Source organism: Kamptonema sp. PCC 6506, assembly GCF_000180455.1.
Lineage (GTDB): Bacteria > Cyanobacteriota > Cyanobacteriia > Cyanobacteriales > Microcoleaceae > Kamptonema > Kamptonema formosum.
In genome coordinates this window covers 1-17,090 of the sequence record NZ_CACA01000021.1, presented here as the reverse complement: position 1 = coordinate 17,090, position 17,090 = coordinate 1, and the positions used below count along the sequence as shown (strand labels likewise).

The window sequence follows — 17,090 nt, the reverse complement described above, 5'->3', positions numbered from 1 at the left end:
ATTTTTAATTTTTAATTTTATATTCTTAATTTTTATATCAACTGCCAAGGCAGTTATGACGTTCTGCTTTCCTAAAATCCTTGATTCTAGTCCCTTGTTCCCTTCTTCCTGAGCATAGGAGCATCGAAGCATCGTAACCCCTTCTTCCCCAGCCCCCAAACCCTAACCCCTAACCCCTTCTTCCCTTCTTCCCTAGCCCTGAGCATCGTAGCCCCTAACCCCTTCTTCCCTAGCCCCTAGCCCCTAGCCCCTAGCCCCTTCTTATACTTCTCGCCATGCCCTTGACGGTTCTTGTTGCGGATGACGATTTGGGAACGCGCCTGTCCATTGGCGATTACTTGGAAATTTGCGGCTACTCGGTAATCACGGCGCAGAATGGGAAACAGGCTCTAGGTTTGGTGGAGGAATATCAGCCCCACCTCATCGTTACTGATGTTACTATGCCTGAAATGGATGGTTATGAGTTTGTGCGGCGAGTTAGGCTTCGCCCTGCTTTCCGCCTATTGCCGGTAATTTTCTTGACGGAACGCACGAGTACCCAGGAACGGATTCGGGGCTATCAGTTGGGGGCAGATAACTATCTGCGAAAGCCCTTTGAGTTGGAAGAACTAGGTGCTGTGATCCGTTCTTTGCTGGATCGCTATGCTTTGATTGCCCAAGCGGGGGGGCAGGGGAGCGGGGGGGCAGGGGAGCGGGGGAGCGAGGGAGCGGGGGAGCGGGGGGGCGGGGGAGACTCAGATATTACTGAGAAGTCTCTGAGTTTGACTCAGCGAGAAAAAGATGTTTTGCAGCTATTGACAGATGGGCTTTCTAATGCTCAGATTGGCGATCGCCTTCATCTGAGTCATCGCACTGTGGAAAAGTATGTTAGCAGTTTGTTGAGGAAAAGCGATCGCACTAACCGTGCTGAGTTGGTTCGCTTTGCAATGGAACATCATTTGGTAGATTGACCAACTCATAAAGTTCCTAAGAATACCAAGTCATATAAACAGACGGGCTATGCTGGCTCTGTCGTTCCAGAGACTAAACCAATCTCAGGGGATTTTTTATGAATAAAAAGCAAATTATTCCTGCTTTATTGGCAGCGCTGACTATCTGTTGTCTAACGATCCTGCCCGCGATCGCCAACTCTCGATCGCCATCTGCCCCTCAAGTTCTAGCGATCGCGCCTGTCACCCCAACCATTGCTCAATCTCCTGCGCCTGCGAGCACACCCGCACCATCGCCCCGCTTACCCAAAGTTGTGCTGCTGGCGACTGGAGGAACGATCGCCGGCACAGGTGCAACTTCTACTACAACTGTAGGGTATCAGGCTGCAAAGCTGCCCGTTGAAAGTCTAATCTCAGCCATACCAGAGCTAAAAAATATTGCCAATATTACAGGCGAGCAGGTGCTGCAAATTGCTAGCGAAAACATGACTAACGAAGGCTTACTAAAAATTGCTAAGCGCGTTAACGAAGTTTTGGCACAGCCTGATGTCAATGGGGTGGTAATTACTCACGGGACAGATACGCTCGAAGAAACTGCCTATTTCCTCAACTTAGTTACCAAGAGTAGAAAGCCTGTGGTGGTGGTGGGAGCGATGCGACCGGCTACGGCTCTCAGTGCCGATGGGCCTCTGAATTTGTATAATGCGGTGGCGATCGCGGGCAGTCCCGAAGCAGTCGGCAAAGGCGTGTTTGTCAGCCTTAACGACCAAATTTCGGCGGCACGCGAAGTAACGAAAACGAACACTACTAGCCTTAACACCTTTCAGGCGCATGATATGGGTTATTTGGGCTATGTTGAGTTGGGCAAACCTTACTTCTATAGAATGCCGATTCGCAAACACACCGTAGCAACTCCCTTTGAAGTCAACACCCTCACTTCATTGCCGCAAGTTGACATTATCTATGGCTATGGCAACAACCGCCCCGTTATGCTCAATGCTGCGATCGCCGATGGTGCAAAAGGCATTGTCTATGCAGGAGTTGGGGATGGCAGTATTTCTGTGCAGTTGGAGCCAGCCGCGATCGCAGCCAGCAAAAAAGGGATAATTATTGCGCGGAGTTCGCGCACGGGTGCAGGACGAGTGGTGCGAAATGGGGAAGAGAAAGATGATGAAAATGGCTTTATTGTTACGGATAATTTGACTCCTCAAAAAGCTCGCCTTCTGTTAATGCTAGGTTTGACAATTACCAGCGATCCGCAAAAACTTCAGGAGATGTTTTATACCTATTAGGTTCCTAAAACGCTCGAAAACGGAAACCCATCGCTTAGGTCGTGTGGATGCTAGGAAAACCAAAATCTTCTTCATTCAATCCTAGTATCCGTGTCAGCATCAGGCATGGATAGATATGCTGCTAGCGATCGATGTCACAGCTTTCTGGATGCCGAATCACTATGCAGCACTCAAATCATCACAGAGACAGGAAATTTGCATCACTGAGCTAGGCAGGGAAAACCTTGATACTGATTATGTAAAGCAAAAGCAGGTTTTCCCATGATTCCCATCCGCGAAATTGCCCAACAAGCTCTGACCACTGGCCGCCTCACAGTAGAAGCAGAAAAGCTCATAGGTCAATTATTGCTCTCAGCTAGTTACAGCTTGGAAGATTTGAATGCTTATATGAGTTTGCAGTTAGCAGCGATGGCGGGGAGAGTAAAGCAAGAGTCGCTGGAATTGGCGCAGGCTAACTATAGCTAGGGGCTAGGGACTAGGGAAGAAGGGAATAGAATCACCGGGTTCCAGCAATTAATCGTGTCCTAATCGCCTTGGCAACTGCTATACGTCAGTTTTCAATTCAGTTAAAAGTCTCTGCTAAGTATTTAAACTTACTGTGGGCTTGATATTTAAACTTAGCTTTGGTTGAAAGAGTGGGGATCGCCCATCTCAAGGTAGGCTTAGCCTCAAGCAGAAGTTATTTCTCTAGATGGAGAGGGCTTCAGTCTGGAGAGCGAGAACTTTATATAAAGCATTTAGATATTCTAGATTTTACCGAGATCGGTTCAGTCGGCGTTGGAGATACAAATAACAAATTTTTGGGTGAAGCCATGAACACTACTAAAATCAATCTATTTAAGCAATTTTTACTCGAAGAGTTAGCCCTTCCTCTTTCTGCGATCGCACTTGCCGAGCGCCGGAGTGAAGATAGCCCCAATCTTTTTGGGATGGTTCTATGGCAGTACGGGCTCGTGACCACACAACAGCTAGAGCGAATTTGGGATTGGATGGCAACTGCTTAGTTCAATGGTCAGGAACTTCCAGTCAGCTTTTTAGCCATCCTTATCTTATGTTTAATTAGGTGGATTTACTTATTACGACGGATAGCATTAAATCTTTTAAATCAAGAAACGACTCTAAAAAAGAGACTTAAAAACCTACTATTTTAAGACTTAGTTAAGTCCGATTTTAAGACTTAAGTAAATCTGTAGGCAACATCACAGGTTCACTCCAGTTACAAAAGCCTGATTCATCGTAAATACTTGAAATCGATAAAGGGAGCGATCGCTCCCTTTATTTTCTAGCCATATCATCATAAGTCCGTGCTTGCACCTTGGCTAGATCGTCTGCAAATGTCCTCTAGCTATAGCGGTCTGCCATCATAAACGCTCAAACCTGCAACCGTTTGGGTAAGCGATCGCCAATATTGGGTAAGAGTTGGGAATTTAGGAATTTTAGTCATAATTACCTAGTGCGATCGCGATGGTAATCGCGATCGCAAAGGGTCAAGTAGTATTGTTAAACTCCCAAGAGCAAGGCTAGCTCCAAATTTAGATAGATTTCCCCTCTCCACAGATAGCACTCCCCCCCCCAATCCCAAGTAGTTTTGCGGGTTTATTTCTGCACTCAACCATTTTTCTAATTGAAATAAAACAGTTACTATATTGATTTTCAATTATTATATAAAGTTTAAAGATATTAAGTGTAGCAGCACAAAAATGAAATACTCATATTAGCCATTTGAGAGGAAACCAGAGTCCGTCATATCCATATAATAAAATTTAGGGTTTCGACATAAAACTAGAGGCCGCCATATAATAATAAGAACTCAATTCAACTGATAGAGGACACTATGCCATCTCAGGACTTTTTATCTTCTGCAAACACGAAAGAGTCAAAAGTTCTGTCGCCCTCAATAGCGCATAATACATTATCTGAGGGCAATCCAAATCAAGAATTAGTTAAATTAAATAATGTTCAATTGAATGTTCATAGCGCTCAAGAAACCATCTACAAATTTTTTATTGAAAGCGTAAAATCCAGTACCCCAGACTTAGTATTTCAAGAATTTAAAAATTTATTTATTGCGCTAATTCTTCCCGTAAGTTCCGAAGTGATTCACGCCGTCCATACAATAGTTTTGGTGAAAAATGAATTAGAGTATAAAAATTTATTTAAGCGTTGCTGCTACATCTTACTAAATAACTGGATGTCTCAGAAGCAGTACCAACTCTCTCTCGAATTAGTTCAAGTTATTGCTAAAGAACGGTCAAGCCAGCCCCCTTTAGATCATCCTCTGAGAATACTCAAAGTTTGGCTAATCAACTTTGTGCAAAGCAAAGACTACCAAGAAATCCAGCTATTTGTATCTAAATATGATGTTGCTCAAACTCATTGGACTAGCCGCTACACCCCTTTTTTACTAGCTACTCAATATGTAGACCCCTCAAATTCAGAAGAACAACGTCAAGCTGCTAGAATTTTAGCACAGCAGATAAAAGAGCAGTACAAGTTTGAACTCGCAATGTACACATCTCGCTGTCAATCCCCTGCATTTAAGCACATAATTTACCATAATCCCACACTTTTAGGCGATGAAGCTCTGAATTTAATTAAAATGATTTTGGTAAACAGAGGTTCTCTAAGTTATCCCAGGTTAGCTAATATTTTTATAGCTCAAAGCCAAAATATAAGCTACAAGCAGTTTAAAGAATCTCTAATTCAATATTTATTTTATTTAGTTGAAAATAGTGTTTTAGTGAAAATCATTCAAACTAAATTAACTAACAGGCTTAATGTTATTTCCCCCGAAAATGATGAAGAAAAATTTAATAATAATTTATTGCTTAGAACTTGCAATTATCTAATTAAATACTTAACCATTCAAAATTCTGGTAAACCCTCGGCAATTTTTAGAATATTTGCTTCTCAAGGAAATCCTTTAAATTTGGGGATTTTATTGCTGAAGTTGATTTTAATTTCTCAGCATTCGCGGCTACATTTAGAAGTTTGTCTTGCCCGATTAATCCAGTATTATGAAGATGAAAAGCAGGATGACTGCCAGTGGTTTATTAACTTTCTAGAAATTTGTCAGATTTCTCTAACTATTTATGGGGAAAATGTTCAATATAATTTAGTAAGTATGTCAAATACTCAGATAATCGCTCAAGAGAATTCTGATATAAATAATTGCCGAATATTTTCTCAGCAGAGGATTTCTAAGAAGTCTAAAAAGACTCAAAAAGATAGTGAAAACTCTTGAGAGCATATTACAGATCGGTTGACATTTTTATCCCGTCAACCGATCGTTATTATATACTACTTATCCGTCACTGGAACAGGCGGCATAATAACTTTCCGCGCCAATCCCAAACTCTTCATTAACCAAATTGCCCACCAAGTAATATCAATTTCCCACCAACGCCAACCAGCTTTTGCCACATTAGGATGAGCGTGATGATTGTTATGCCAGCCTTCGCCGTAGGTGAGAATTGCCGCCCACCAAAGATTACGGGAATTATCATTAGTTTCAAAACTACGATATCCCCAAAGATGAGTAACAGAATTAATGAACCAGGTACTATGCCAAAGCAGAACCGCTCTCACAAACATACCCCAGATAATAAAAGACCATCCACCTACTACATAAAGTAACAGTGCCAGAGGAATTTGCAGCAGTAAAAAGTTGCGATTCAGCCAACGATAAAACGGATCTCGTGCTAAGTCAGGGGCAAAGCGCTGATACTTTTCATAGTCGAAAAATGTTGAATAGGGATAGAAAATCCACAACATATGACTCCACCAAAATCCTCGACGGGCAGAGTAGGGATCTTTGATTTCATCTTCGGTAAAGGCATGGTGCAGTCGGTGTCCGGCAATCCAAAAAATCGGCCCACCCTGAAGTGCTAAAGCACCAATAATCGCGATCGTATATTCCAGCCATTGGGGAACCTGAAAACTGCGATGGCTTAACAAGCGATGATAACCTAAGCAGATACCAATACTACCAAAAAACCAGTGTAAAAACAAAGTTACACCTAATGCTGACCAGGAAAAAAACCAGGGAGCTAGTAATGCTAGACCATGAATACTGGTAAAAAATGCAACAGCTATCCAATCTAAATTGGGTCTTTCTTCCGGTGATATCGACAAATCATTCAATGTCATTAATACTTCCTCAACTACACCACAGATATCTCAACACCCTAAAAAGGGGATTTGAAAGTTTCCCCTTCTTATGTATTGCTCTTAAATTGCTCTGGAGAAATTGGCTGTAATTTTACTTTGCAGGTAAGCATCAAATACAGCAGCAATATTGCGAATTAGTAATCGTCCAGCAGGTGTCACCTGAATGTGATTGTGAGAAACTTGAAGCAGTCCATCAGCTTGCAGTTTTTCAAGTTCCGAACGCTCACCCAAAAAATATTCATCAAACCCTTGATCGAAACGCAGATGATATTTCTCTTCTAAATCATCTTTTGAGAGTTCAAATTGACACATTAATTCCATGATCGCAGTGCGACGCACAATATCATCTTGATTGAGCCTAACTCCTCGTTCTATTGGTAAAGTTCCTTGGTCAATTGCTAGATAAAAATCTTTGAGTTTTTTGTGATTTTGGACATACACATCGTTAAGCATACTAATTGATGTGACCCCAAATCCAATTAGATCGGATTCTGGTTTAGTAGTATAGCCTTGGAAGTTGCGATGCAGTTGTCCTTCTCGTTGAGCTACTGATAGTTCATCATTCGGTTTGGCAAAATGATCCATGCCAATAAATTGATACCCATTCTGAGTTAATTCCTCAATTGTCATTTGTAGAATATCAAGTTTTTCAGCAGCTTGGGGTAATGCTTCTTCGGGAAGGCGACGTTGTACGGGTTTTAACCAAGGTACATAGGCAAAATTGAAGACGGCAATTCGATCGGGATCGAGTTTAATGGTTTTCTTAATGGTATCACGAAATGTGTCCAGATTTTGATGGGGCAAACCATAAATTAGATCGACATTAACGCTTTCAAATCCGGCTTCCTTAATCCAACCCATAGCATCAAACAAGAGATCTTCTGGCTGAATCCGATTTACGGCTTCCTGTACCTGCGGATTGAAATCTTGAATGCCAAAACTAATCCGATTAAATCCTAGTTCGCGTAAAAATAGAACGTAGTTGCGATTAAGAGTACGCGGGTTTACTTCAATGGAAATTTCTGCTTGTGGATCGAATTTAAAATGTTGATTAATGGCTGTCCACAGGGTTTCAACTTGACTGAGAGACAGATAATTAGGTGTCCCGCCGCCCCAGTGCATTTGTTGAACTGTGCGATCGCGACTAATCAACTCTGCCATCTGGCTAATATCGCGAAGCAAATAATTTAGGTAAGGTTCGGAAATTTCTTTGCGTTGAGTAATGACAGTATTACAACCGCAGAAATAACAGGCAGTTTCACAAAAAGGAATATGACAGTAGAGCGATAGGGGCGTTTTTTTATAGTTACTAACGGCGACTGCTGCTCTAAAATCAATCTGGTCAAACTCTGGTTTTAATTCTGTTGCTGGTGGATAACTGGTGTAGCGGGGTACTGGTTGGTCGTATTTGCGGAGTAAGGCGGGATCGAATTGAACTGTAGGTAATGTATGGATCATGGATAAATTTTTCCTTTTTGTTGATGGATGGCTGTTGTAGTGAATGATGGCGGAATTTCGAGAAATAAATTAGGATGAGGGGCGAGTTTTATGGCTTTCTGGTTTCTAGTTAATATCTTGCTTGATGAACCCACCCCTACATTAATTTGTTTGACACTAATCGATCGCAGAGTTATCCGTTTACATTTCCTAAATGCTATATTCAGTGGTTGCGAGTTCTTTAGGTGCTCCGTGATGCGGCCGTTCTGTTGCACCGGGAATATCTTGGCGTGTGAGTAAATCAAAGACATGATCGCCGATGGCGGCTTTTACATCGTCTTCTAATTCATGGACGACATCGCGATTCAGTTGAAAGGCATAATTAGCTTCATCGACAATGCGTTCAATGGTTGCCGGATCGATCGGTAAAGAATCAAGTGCTTGACGATATTTTTCTTTGAATTCCCGTTTAGCTTCTACAGTAGGAATTTGCTCAAAGTCATGGAGTCCTGTACCTCGATCTTCGGGTAATTTCAATGCTGAGCGAATGATTTTTTTCAAGCTTTGACCACCGGAAAGATCGCCCATGTAGCGGGTGTAAGCGTGGGCAATTAGGAGTACGGGATCGGTGCTAGCAATTTCTTGGAGGCGCTCGACATAAATTTTACCAGCGGGTGCGGGTAAAGGTACAATCTGTTCGCGCCAGTTGTTGCCGTAATAAAAGGCTAAATCTTTCTCTAAATTGGCTGTACGATTGAGTTCTGGAAAATAAATTTTTCCGACAATTTCATGATTTTGGTGGCGTTGCAGTTCTCCTTCTAATGTGCTGTAGACCAAATACAAATTTGCCAATAATTTACGGAAGGGTTCTCGCTCGACTATTCCTTTGAGAAAACATTTCATGTAAGCGGTGTTTTCGGCGGCGGTGTGGGAGTGTTTGGTGCCTTCACGTAAGCGTAGGGCTAAATCTTGACTCATTTTAAATACCTCGTTTTTTCAGAATAGTTGTGTTCGGTGATGCCTGCTGAGGTTAGAAGTTGGGGAACCCCCAAAAGGTTAATTTCGCGATCGCTTGCAAACCAGCAGACCAATTAAATATATATAGTTATCGAGTGATGAATGTCAAGCTGTTTGTAAAACTTAACCTTTTGTTTGCGAAGTGTAATTTTTTGTGGCGGCATCGTAAAAACGCTAGACAAATGGTATGGAGTGATATAGCTTGATAGCTATTGAGCATACAAACGATGTTAAAGCATTATGGTGAATTCTCTGGCTAAGCCCGCTCTGGAAACTGCGGCATCCAAGAAGGCAATCAAGGAAACAATTCTTACGCCTCGGTTTTACACAACAGATTTTGACAAGACTGCACAATTGGATCTATCTGCCCAGGAGACTGAGTTACAGGCGATGCTGACAGAAATGCGGGCCGACTACAACCGCCATCATTTCGTGCGGGATGAGGAATTTAACCGCTTGTGCAAAGAGACTAATCTTACGGGAGAGGCGCGGCAGGCATTTGTGGATTATTTAGAGAGATCCTGCGTTTCGGAGTTTTCGGGGTTTCTGTTATTTAAGGAATTGTCGCGCAAATTGAAGGATCGCAGCCCCCTGTTAGCTGAGATGTTTAGTCTGATGGCACGGGATGAAGCTCGCCATGCTGGATTTTTGAACAAGGCGATGGGCGATTTTGGCTGTACGATGGATTTGGGCTATTTGACTAAGCACCGGGTTTATACATTTTTCCCGATCGAATGGGTGCTTTACACGGTTTATTTGTCAGAAAAGATTGGCTATTGGCGCTACATCATTATTTATCGCCATCTGGAAAAGCACCCTGAGAACCAGTTTTATCCGCTATTCCGCTACTTTGAGAGTTGGTGTCAGGATGAAAATCGACATGGGGATATTTTTAAGGCTTTGTTGCGATCGCAACCTTCCCTTTGGCAAACTTGGCAATCTCGTTTATGGAGTCGCTTTTTCTTGCTTTCAGTGTTTGCAACTCACACGCTGACAGTGCATGAAAGAACGGGATTTTATGATACCTTGGGGATTGATGCAACAGAGTTTGATGCTCAGGTAATTCGCAAAACTAATGAAACTTCTGCCCGTGCTTTTCCCTCTATTTTGAATACAGATCATCCAGAGTTTTTCGAGCGGCTGCACAAGTGTTCGGATTTGAATTTGAAAATGTCAGAAATCAATCAAAGTTCTCAGCCGAAGTGGTTAAAAGTGCTGCGTAAGTTGCCATTACAATTGTCGATTGTTGGGCATCTGTTACGGCTTTATTTGATTAAGCCGATCGATGCAGAGGCCACGCGGGGAATGGTGCATTAATTGCCTCTACATGAAACTTGCTCTCGATCGCAGAAAGCAGCCAGGTACTTAAGCTGATGAGGCGGGGTTTTTAACCCCCGCCTCATTGGAAGTTCGAGCTTAAAGTTAATAACAATGGAGAAAAGGTAACATCCTCTACCGAGAATAAACCGTTCCATCAGGCATAATCGCTCCTTCTAAATCCGTATTCGTGAGAATAGTTCTAGTCATATCCGCACCGCGTAAATTAGCTTTGCGTAAAATAGCGCCACTCAAATCAGCATAACTAAGATCGGCTCCTTGTAAACTAGCTTCACTCAAATTAGTGGCTAAAAAGCGCTGCTGTATCGTCTCATTTAGATGAGCGCGACAAAGCTTTGCACCATCCAAATTTGCCTGATATAAAAGAGCTCCACTTAAGTTAGAATATGACAAGTCTGCATTAGTCAAAATTGCCTGACCTAGATCGGTAATCTGGTCAGAAGTCGATCGCAAATCTGCTTCAAATAGAATCGCACGCAATAATTTTGCACGCACTAAGTTTGCACCGCTTAAACAGGCTTTCATCAAATTTGCTTCTTCCAAATTGGCATCTGTGAGCTTTGCACCGCTGAGATCCGCTTCTCGTAGCACGGCTCGATACAGATTAGCCTCAGTCAAATCTGTTCCCCACAAAATTGATTCGCTTAAGTCTGTTTCTTGAAAACTAGCTTGAGTAAAATTGGTTTTACCAAGGCGGGATTGGCGCAAGTCGGCGCGATCGAACTCTATACCTTGTAGCTCGGCATTCAACAAGTCAATTTCTTGTAATTTTACCTGATGAAAACTTCGTTTTCCTGTAGAATATTGCTTTAAAACATCATCAACGTTCATATTTATTACCTTTAGCTTGCGATCTGAATAGTAAAATGCGATCGCACTTTCAAGTCTGCACCGAAAAGTCCTCTGGATCGACTCCCCAATTCACCCATTTAATTACCTCTCTTGCAGAATTTATTTCAGGTGGCACTCGCAAAAAATGAGTGTGTCCGGTGCTTGGGCAAGTCATTTTTAACATATTAATCGGCTCAAAATCAAGATTTTTATCAATTCTTAATAATGTGTATTCGTGCCATGTATCTAATTCAACAGCTTCTAATTCTTGACAAATTCGACTGTAACCTATTCCCTGAATTAGCACTCGCCTAAGTTCGGCATTTTCTTCTTCTAAAAGCCATTGAGATTGCCATTGGTGAGGGTGCAGTTTTCCGTATTTATCAGGTAAGGTGACTCCGTGATAAGAGTAGAGGCTGTATCCGTCTGCAAATTGGATGGCGGGTGTACCTTCGGCGTGGAGGCGGTGTTGGTTGTCGAAGGAGAGGATGCGAGGGCGAGCGCAGACACCACAAACATATTCAAAAGGGAAAATCCACCCACAATTATTGACTAACAATTGAAGCGCTTCCCATTTTATTGCGTTGTGAACACAATTTAAGACAGTAATACAAAAATCAAACCAATTGCTATCACTTACTCTATAAGCATTTTCAATAGATCTACCAATATTGTATAGTTGGCTTTCCTCTTGAGGAGCAAATTGATCCCACAGTTGATGCCATAGTTGATTTTGTAGTTGTTTTTGTAATTGATAACGCTGTTGAAGCTCTAGTTGGTTTCGCAATTCTCCAAAAAGTTCAAATCCCCTTTGAGACCAAGGTCGAATTTTCAATTGCCTTAAAGCTGCATTTGGGCTATCAAAAAAAACAATTTCTGGCTCTTTTATCCCAATTGCAGTATAAGCAAAATTTACCGCTTTTGCCGCTTTCTCGCGATTTATGGGCTCAGTGGAAAACGCGATTCGCCGCCATTTTTCTTGATATACTGGAATTAATGCTTCTTGTTCAGGAGTTAGTTTATCAATTTTAGTTTCTGACATGGAGAGATACCCTAGTCTGAAGATATCATTGATAGAAGTTTACCATAAATATACCCCTTTAAGTATCGCTTAAAAGACTTGTAGCCCTCAACAAAGCAACAGCTCCTTCCTCCTCCAAAGGTCGCGAGAAAAAGTACCCCTGATAGGAATGACATCCCAAAGCACGGAGCATGATTAGTTGCTCTTCCGTCTCCACTCCTTCCGCAATTACTTCTAATTCCAAAGAACTTGCTAGATTTAAAATTGCCCCTACCAAAGCCAATTTTTTCCCTCCTTCCTCCATACAATTAACAAAAGAGCGGTCAATCTTGAGAGTATCAATCGGCAGTAATTGTAAATAAGATAAATTTGAATATCCCGTCCCAAAGTCATCCAAGCAAACCCTAAATTGGCGAGTTTTCAATAGCTCTAGTACGTCAGCCGCCGCCTCAGCATTCTCCATTAAAACACTCTCAGTAATCTCTAACTTCAAAAATTCGCCCTTCAAATTATGCACTCGTAGAAGCGAGTCTAATAGCGGTAACAAATTAGGAGCAAATAACTGAAGACCAGATAAATTCACACTCATATTTAAAGGCAAATAATTAGGAAATTCTAACTTCCATTTACTTAAACAAGCCACTGCTTCCGACAGTATCCACTCCCCTAATGCCACAATCAAACCCGTTCTTTCCGCTACAGGAATAAACTCGCTCGGAGGAACTAACCCGCGTGAAGGATGTCGCCATCTTACCAAAGCTTCAAATCCTACTATCCGACCTGTCGCAAAAGAGACTATTGGCTGATAATTAAGATAAAACTGTTGTAAATTAATGGCGTTTTGCAAGTCAGTTTCTAACTGAAGTTGTTTTAAAGCTCGCGACTGCATATCAACATTAAATACAACGGCACTACCAGCACCCCGAACAAAAGCCTCATGGGTAGCCGCGTCAGCCGCCCGCAGCAAATCTTCCGCATCTTCTGTATCAATTGCACTTAAAGCAATGCCAATACTAATACTAGAAAAAACCGCAGTTCCATTCAAATTAGATGGCCTTTCTAAAGATTGGCGGATGCGTTCTGCTGCATCTAAAGCTAACTGAGAATTAGTAATATTTGCTAGCCAAATCGCAAAGGTATTTTCTCCCACTCTTGCGATTAGATTCGCATTCAGAACACAAGCCTCTAAACGTCGCGCTACTTCTACTAGCAACTGCTCTCCTCTAGAATGACCTAAGCCATATTTAACAATTTGATAGCGGTTAAGAGCTAGAAATAAAATAGCTTCTAGATGACCAGATTCTACGATAGTATTTATACCGCTACGCATCTCCTTTAAAAGCAAATTACGGTTAGGCAAACCCGTCAGCTCGTCGTAAAATGCTTGGTAGCGAATTTGTTCATTGGCTGTAGTAAGTTGCCGCTCTTTTTCCCTAGCAAGTCGCACAAACTCTAAAGTTTTATTAATGGTAATTTTTAAGTCATCAAAATCAATCGGCTTCGTTAAAAAATCAAAAGCACCCCGATTCATAGCTGTCCTAATATTTGGCATATCCCCGTAAGCTGAAACTACTACAGCTTTGAGCGTCGGGTCAATAGCTGGCAGGTTCTCTAGCAAAGTTAAACCGTCCATTTCGGGCATACTAATATCTGTTAGCACCAAGTCAAAGGAGCCATTAGCTTGCAGTTTATCTAAAGCTTGGACTCCATTAGTTGCAAAATCAAACTCAAATTCTTGAGTGCTGATTTGATGCCGAAATAGCTGAAGGATTACATATTCTAAAAGTGGTTCGTCATCAATTACTAAGATTTTAGCTGTCATGGAATTGCTCTTGTTAGCAAGTAGCTAGGAGTTTCATTCTCTTGTAGGGGCAATCCCCCTGTGGTTGCTTCGTAAGTAAATTTGGGGCAGGCATGGAGGCACTGCTTCTACAGAAAACTCATCATTTTCAGTCCTTACGCAGAGAAATCGGGTTTCTCTGAAAAATTGAAGATTCTCACTAGATATCTGCGAAGAAACCTGGTTTCTGCCCTTGACGTGCGTAAGTCCTGATTCTATCAGTTCCCAGCCCTTAAGTGGGAATTTCAATAATAAATTCAGTTCCGTCGCCAGGTGCAGAGTTACAACTGAGCCATCCCCCGTGTTTTTCTTCAATAATAGACCGTGAAATTGACAATCCCAATCCCGTCCCTTTACCCACAGATTTTGTAGTAAATAAGTGGTTAAATACCCGCTGTTTTACCTCTTCTGTCATTCCCATCCCGTTGTCAGCAATAGAAATTATAACATGAGAAGTGGAATTATCCTCGATCATCTTTTCGCTCTCATCGGTAAGGAAAGTGCGAATCGTAATTTTATTAGGATTCGCCTTAATTTCATCGCGACTTCGCTCTATATTCCATTCTTCCAATGCGTCAATGGCATTAGCAATGATATTCAAAAATACCTGATTTAGCTGTCCGGGATAACACTCTAATGGTGGAATTTCTCCATAGTCTTTGATCACTTGAATTTCGGGTTTGTGATCGTTTGCTTTGAGTCGATGTCTCAAAATTAATAAGCTACTATCAATTCCTTCATGGATATTGAAACGAACTTTAGATGTACTATCTGCCCGCGAAAAAGTTCTCAGAGAAATGCTGATGCCCCGAATGCGCTCAGTCCCTTCTTTCATAGAATTGAGCAATTGCGGCAAGTCTTCTAAGATAAAAGGAAGGTCAAGAGCTTCAATTTGAGTTTTGATTTCTGGATTATTTATGGAGCTGTATTTTTGATAAATGTTGAGGGCAGTTATCAATTCTTGAAAGTAGTTTTCGGCGTGTTCAACGTTTCCTAAAATGAAGCTAATGGGATTGTTAATTTCGTGGGCAACTCCGGCAACTAACTGGCCGACGGAAGCCATTTTTTCGTTTTGAATGAGTTGGGTTTGCGCCTGTTGGAGTTCTGTTAAATTTTGTCTGACTTGTGTAACTGCTTCTAAGGCTCTTTGGATAGTGATTTCCATATCTTGAAAATCAATAGGTTTTGTCAAAAAGTCAAAGGCTCCCCGGTTCATGGCAGTTCTTATGTTTTGCATATCTCCATAGGCGGAGATGACGACTGCTTTTAATGTATTATCGATTTCTGAGAGTTTTTCTAGTAAAGTTAGCCCATCCATTTCGGGCATATTAATATCTGTTAGCACTAAATCGAAGGGTGGAGATTCTGCAATTTTTTCTAAGGCTTCTCTGCCATTGTGAGCAAAAACAAATTCAATTTCTTTGACCCTAATTTTTTGCCGGAATCTTTGTTGAATGACGTATTCTAAAAGTTGTTCATCATCGACGACTAGGATTTTGGCTGTCATGGGGAGCTATCCTGTATCCTCTGGTAAAAATAACTAGGGTCATTAGCTTACTATAGCGGGTTGTTTAAAATTTGTAAAGGATTAAATTAGATGTGATGTTTTAAAACCTATAAGCTGTGGCGGCATTTAAATTGTCTGTCAAAAAAAATCAAAGTCTTGTGGGGAGTAGAGGTTGGGCCAGAAAGCCCGCAGAGAATATACAATTTAAATGCGCGACAGCTTATCATGCACTAAAAATTATTTAACTTTTGGGCAAAGTAATGATAAATTCGGTGTAATTTTCAGGTTCAGTTTGCACTTCCAAATTGCCTCGGTGTTGTCCAACAATGATATCGTGAGTGATGGATAAACCTAAACCTGTTCCCTGTCCGGGAGGCTTGGTAGTGAAGAAAGGGAGGAATATTTTTTGTTGATTTTCCTTGGGAATGCCGATGCCATTATCACGAATGCGAATTTCTATTGCAGTGCCTAGATTTTTAGTGGTAATAGAAACAGTGGGAGTGAAATCTGAAGTCATTTTAAACTGTTTAATATGCGAGGCATAACAAGCATTATCGATGATGTTAATTAAGGCGCGGCTGAGGTCAGAAAAGGCGACATCTAGTTCTTCAATTGATTTGTCATAGTCGGTTTCAATGGTAAGATTAAAGGTTTTATCTTTGGCACGAATGCTGTGGTAAGCTAATTGTAGGGCTTGAGCGACGAGGGCGTTGATGTCAGTTTTTTGGCGGTTACTGCCGTCGCTGCGAGCGTGCAAGAGCATACTTTGAATAATGCTGTTAGCGCGTTGCCCTTGTTCGTTAATTTCTGATACGTTGCGCTTAAGATAAGTCAGGTTTTCATTAATTAATTCCAGGGATTCTGAGTCTAAATTGTGGGATTGGCGGTCTATTTGTTCTGCGATTTCAGATGTTAAGTCTTCTGAGAGAGTAGCAAGAGAAGTGACGAAGTTGAGGGGGTTGCGAATTTCGTGGGCAACACCTGCGGTGAGGGCTCCAAGGGAGGCGAGTTTTTCTGAGGCTACTATTTGTTTTTGAGCTGTTTTTAATTCAGCAGTTCGTTCTTCAACTTTCTGTTCCAGGGTTTCCGAATATGCTGCAAGTTGTTGGTTAGCTTGTTCTAAATTTTGATTGAGCTGATTGACTTCTGCATAAAGTTTGGCATTGGTAATGGCAATTGCAGCTTGTCCCGATAGCATTTGTAAGACTGTGAGTCTGTCAGCGGTAAAGGCAACGGTTGTCAAGTTATTTTCGAGATAGATAATCCCTGTAAGTTGACCTTGATTGAGCAGGGGCGTACACAAGATTGATTTGGGCTGATTTTGTTGAATGTAGGGGTCTTTTTTGAAGATTCCTTCGTGGCTGGCATCGTTTAAAACTACTGTTTCTTTAGTACGGGCAACATAGTTGATAATCGCGGCTGGAACTGCATTTCCTAGTAAAGGAATAGAAGTATTTTCCTCTTCTGGTTGTTGAGGATTGGTCAATACATTGAGGTCGTTACCTTCCACGATACCGTTGGCTGAAATCACCCACTGATTCTCACTTTGGTTAGATGAAAAAGTTGGTTTGGTGAGCAATGACCCGCGAGTAGCGCCAGCATTTTCTATGAGAATGGTCATTAATTTACCTAGCAGTTCGCTGAGAACAATTTCCCCAGATAACGCCTGCGCTGCTTTCATAATTGTACCCAGGTCAAGTGATGTTGA

At 41.7% G+C, this 17,090-nt stretch carries 15 protein-coding genes; 6 read left to right on the top strand and 9 right to left on the bottom strand.

Annotated elements, in window-relative coordinates; translation table 11 throughout:
• Positions 1–275 precede the first annotated feature (275 nt).
• The 4 genes from OSCI_RS01155 (at position 276) to OSCI_RS31215 (ending at position 3,225) form a co-directional block, all read left to right on the top strand.
• Positions 276–950, top strand: a complete 675-nt coding sequence (locus OSCI_RS01155) for a response regulator transcription factor (RefSeq protein WP_007352999.1) — start codon at positions 276–278, stop codon at positions 948–950.
• Positions 951–1,048: 98 nt separating this feature from the next.
• Positions 1,049–2,221 (top strand): asparaginase, encoded by a 1,173-nt coding sequence (locus OSCI_RS01150; protein ID WP_007352998.1) that lies wholly within the window; start codon positions 1,049–1,051, stop codon positions 2,219–2,221.
• 261 nt (positions 2,222–2,482) lie between these two features.
• A complete protein-coding gene (locus tag OSCI_RS01145) occupies positions 2,483–2,686 on the top strand; it encodes a hypothetical protein (protein WP_007352997.1) in 204 nt (67 codons plus the stop codon).
• Between the two features lie 347 nt (positions 2,687–3,033).
• Complete coding sequence (locus OSCI_RS31215) at positions 3,034–3,225, top strand: DUF2949 domain-containing protein (RefSeq protein WP_026103768.1); 192 nt, start codon at positions 3,034–3,036, stop codon at positions 3,223–3,225.
• Positions 3,226–3,671: 446 nt separating this feature from the next.
• Here OSCI_RS31215 and OSCI_RS29445 read toward each other — a convergent pair whose 3' ends face one another.
• On the bottom strand, positions 3,672–3,878 hold the full coding sequence (locus OSCI_RS29445; RefSeq protein WP_007352995.1) for a hypothetical protein: 207 nt from the start codon (positions 3,876–3,878) through the stop codon (positions 3,672–3,674).
• Between the two features lie 177 nt (positions 3,879–4,055).
• On the opposite strand from OSCI_RS29445, the gene OSCI_RS01135 reads away from it, so the two are divergent.
• Positions 4,056–5,465 (top strand): hypothetical protein, encoded by a 1,410-nt coding sequence (locus tag OSCI_RS01135; protein WP_007352994.1) that lies wholly within the window; start codon positions 4,056–4,058, stop codon positions 5,463–5,465.
• A 56-nt stretch (positions 5,466–5,521) separates the two neighbouring features.
• On the opposite strand, the gene OSCI_RS01130 is transcribed toward OSCI_RS01135, so the two are convergent.
• From OSCI_RS01130 to OSCI_RS01120, 3 genes are all read right to left on the bottom strand, one after another.
• Entirely contained in the window at positions 5,522–6,370 is an 849-nt protein-coding gene (locus OSCI_RS01130; RefSeq protein WP_007352993.1) for an acyl-CoA desaturase, read from the bottom strand.
• Between the two features lie 81 nt (positions 6,371–6,451).
• Positions 6,452–7,849: an oxygen-independent coproporphyrinogen III oxidase gene (gene hemN / locus OSCI_RS01125; protein ID WP_007352992.1), complete on the bottom strand. Its 1,398-nt coding sequence runs from the start codon at positions 7,847–7,849 to the stop codon at positions 6,452–6,454.
• A gap of 189 nt (positions 7,850–8,038) precedes the next feature.
• On the bottom strand, positions 8,039–8,806 hold the full coding sequence (locus OSCI_RS01120; protein WP_007352991.1) for a heme oxygenase (biliverdin-producing): 768 nt from the start codon (positions 8,804–8,806) through the stop codon (positions 8,039–8,041).
• Positions 8,807–9,085: 279 nt separating this feature from the next.
• Here OSCI_RS01120 and acsF point away from each other — a divergent pair, with 279 nt between their 5' ends.
• Entirely contained in the window at positions 9,086–10,162 is a 1,077-nt protein-coding gene (gene acsF, locus OSCI_RS01115) for a magnesium-protoporphyrin IX monomethyl ester (oxidative) cyclase (RefSeq protein ID WP_007352989.1), read from the top strand.
• A gap of 135 nt (positions 10,163–10,297) precedes the next feature.
• Here the strand turns inward: acsF and hetL are convergent, their stop codons facing one another.
• The 5 genes from hetL to OSCI_RS01090 all read right to left on the bottom strand — a co-directional run.
• On the bottom strand, positions 10,298–11,014 hold the full coding sequence (gene hetL / locus OSCI_RS01110) for a heterocyst differentiation pentapeptide repeat protein HetL (RefSeq protein ID WP_007352988.1): 717 nt from the start codon (positions 11,012–11,014) through the stop codon (positions 10,298–10,300).
• A gap of 49 nt (positions 11,015–11,063) precedes the next feature.
• Complete coding sequence (locus OSCI_RS01105) at positions 11,064–12,056, bottom strand: DUF6745 domain-containing protein (protein ID WP_007352987.1); 993 nt, start codon at positions 12,054–12,056, stop codon at positions 11,064–11,066.
• A gap of 58 nt (positions 12,057–12,114) precedes the next feature.
• Positions 12,115–13,857: a putative bifunctional diguanylate cyclase/phosphodiesterase gene (locus tag OSCI_RS01100; RefSeq protein WP_007352986.1), complete on the bottom strand. Its 1,743-nt coding sequence runs from the start codon at positions 13,855–13,857 to the stop codon at positions 12,115–12,117.
• A 250-nt stretch (positions 13,858–14,107) separates the two neighbouring features.
• Positions 14,108–15,382 carry a hybrid sensor histidine kinase/response regulator gene (locus OSCI_RS01095; protein ID WP_007352985.1) on the bottom strand — a complete coding sequence of 425 codons (1,275 nt, stop codon included), beginning with the start codon at positions 15,380–15,382 and terminating at the stop codon, positions 14,108–14,110.
• 241 nt (positions 15,383–15,623) lie between these two features.
• On the bottom strand, positions 15,624–17,090 hold a 1,467-nt coding region (locus tag OSCI_RS01090; protein WP_039961486.1), incomplete at its 5' end, for a sensor histidine kinase.

Coding starts and splice junctions, on each gene's coding strand:
- OSCI_RS01155 (WP_007352999.1), top strand. CDS start 276: ATGCCCTTGACGGTTCTTGTTGCGGATGACGATTTGGGAACGCGCCTG.
- OSCI_RS01150 (WP_007352998.1), top strand. CDS start 1,049: ATGAATAAAAAGCAAATTATTCCTGCTTTATTGGCAGCGCTGACTATC.
- OSCI_RS01145 (WP_007352997.1), top strand. CDS start 2,483: ATGATTCCCATCCGCGAAATTGCCCAACAAGCTCTGACCACTGGCCGC.
- OSCI_RS31215 (WP_026103768.1), top strand. CDS start 3,034: ATGAACACTACTAAAATCAATCTATTTAAGCAATTTTTACTCGAAGAG.
- OSCI_RS01135 (WP_007352994.1), top strand. CDS start 4,056: ATGCCATCTCAGGACTTTTTATCTTCTGCAAACACGAAAGAGTCAAAA.
- OSCI_RS01130 (WP_007352993.1), bottom strand. CDS start 6,370: ATGACATTGAATGATTTGTCGATATCACCGGAAGAAAGACCCAATTTA.
- hemN (WP_007352992.1), bottom strand. CDS start 7,849: ATGATCCATACATTACCTACAGTTCAATTCGATCCCGCCTTACTCCGC.
- OSCI_RS01120 (WP_007352991.1), bottom strand. CDS start 8,806: ATGAGTCAAGATTTAGCCCTACGCTTACGTGAAGGCACCAAACACTCC.
- acsF (WP_007352989.1), top strand. CDS start 9,086: ATGGTGAATTCTCTGGCTAAGCCCGCTCTGGAAACTGCGGCATCCAAG.
- hetL (WP_007352988.1), bottom strand. CDS start 11,014: ATGAACGTTGATGATGTTTTAAAGCAATATTCTACAGGAAAACGAAGT.
- OSCI_RS01105 (WP_007352987.1), bottom strand. CDS start 12,056: ATGTCAGAAACTAAAATTGATAAACTAACTCCTGAACAAGAAGCATTA.
- OSCI_RS01100 (WP_007352986.1), bottom strand. CDS start 13,857: ATGACAGCTAAAATCTTAGTAATTGATGACGAACCACTTTTAGAATAT.
- OSCI_RS01095 (WP_007352985.1), bottom strand. CDS start 15,382: ATGACAGCCAAAATCCTAGTCGTCGATGATGAACAACTTTTAGAATAC.